Source organism: Paraburkholderia sp. (assembly GCF_050742655.1).
Classification (GTDB): Bacteria; Pseudomonadota; Gammaproteobacteria; order Burkholderiales; family Burkholderiaceae; genus Paraburkholderia.
In genome coordinates this window covers 1-1,164 of record NZ_JBOIGG010000076.1, presented here as the reverse complement: position 1 = coordinate 1,164, position 1,164 = coordinate 1, and the positions used below count along the sequence as shown (strand labels likewise).

Genomic DNA, 1,164 nt, shown 5'->3' with positions numbered 1-1,164 from the left:
CATCAAGATCGGTCGATATCCCCAAATCTCACTCCAAGACGCCCGAAACAAGGCCCGTAATCTCCTGTCAGACGCTCCCCCTAAAGACGATCCTAAGCCACTCCTTGAAGCCTTATAGACCTATTACCGAACATACGTCGATCGGCATTACGGACCCCAAACCGCTAAAGAAACAAAACGCCACATTGATAAACATTGCTCAACGATCTTCAAGCGCGACAATCTCGCAGCCAAAGAGATCACCACCATCCTCGACACACTGAAACCCAGTGAGGGTAATCACTTCTTTGGCATGCTCCGAACATTTTTTATCTGGTGCGAGCGCAATGAATAGAGCTGGCTCGGTTTGTTTGAACAGCGGGTTGGTTGCGGCTAAGTGGATTTCTGCCGTGGTTATGCTGCAACCGGGATTGGCTGCAGCGCAGTGAAGTAGGCCTCATCCGGCGTCCGCCGGTCAAGGCTCGAATGGGGCCTTCTGGCATTGTAAAAGCCATCGAAGGCAGAATTTCCACTTATTCAGGTTGTTCAGATTTCCCGAGCCAGCTCTGACTTGATTGTCCGTTCTTTGGATTTAAACCCCCGTCTTCAGACGGGAAGAGGCTTTAGCCGTTTTTTTGTTCATAGGCTGACTCCTTAAAATGGGCGCCCCGCGTGGGGGAAACGCCCATTTTAAGGAGTCAGCCTATGAGCTACACAAGCGGGAGTCACACGGTTTTTCACCATCGCTACCACATCGTCTGGATCACCAAGTATCGCTACAAGGTGCTGGAAGGCGCGTTGCGGGAGCGGATACGCGCGATTATCCGGCAGGTCTGCAAGGAACTGGGCGTAAAGATCGTCTCCGGCGTTTTGTCGCGGGAACATGTCCATATGTTCGTGGAAATCCCGCCGCACATTGCCGTCAGCGACTTCGTCCGACGCGTCAAGGGACGGTCATCGCATCGGGTGCAGATGGAGTTCCCGGACTTGCGCAAGCGCTACTGGGGGCGGCATTTCTGGGCCCGGGGCTACTTCTCCACCACGAGCGGCAACATCACGGACGATGTCATACTTCAGTATCTTCAGGAGCACGAACCTACCGGCGTCAGCCGGTAGTTATTCAGTTCGCGATTTCCGGGCAGGACAGTTGCGGGGCTCGCCGGTCTCAATGGACCAACTTGCCGC

General features: G+C 54.1%; 1 protein-coding gene. It reads left to right on the top strand.

Annotation, left to right across the window (positions count from 1 at the left end):
- Nucleotides 1–684 precede the first annotated feature (684 nt).
- Nucleotides 685–1,095, top strand: coding sequence for an IS200/IS605 family transposase (gene tnpA, locus ACREXZ_RS30875; protein ID WP_431767918.1), 411 nt, complete (start codon nt 685–687; stop codon nt 1,093–1,095).
- Nucleotides 1,096–1,164 lie beyond the last annotated feature (69 nt).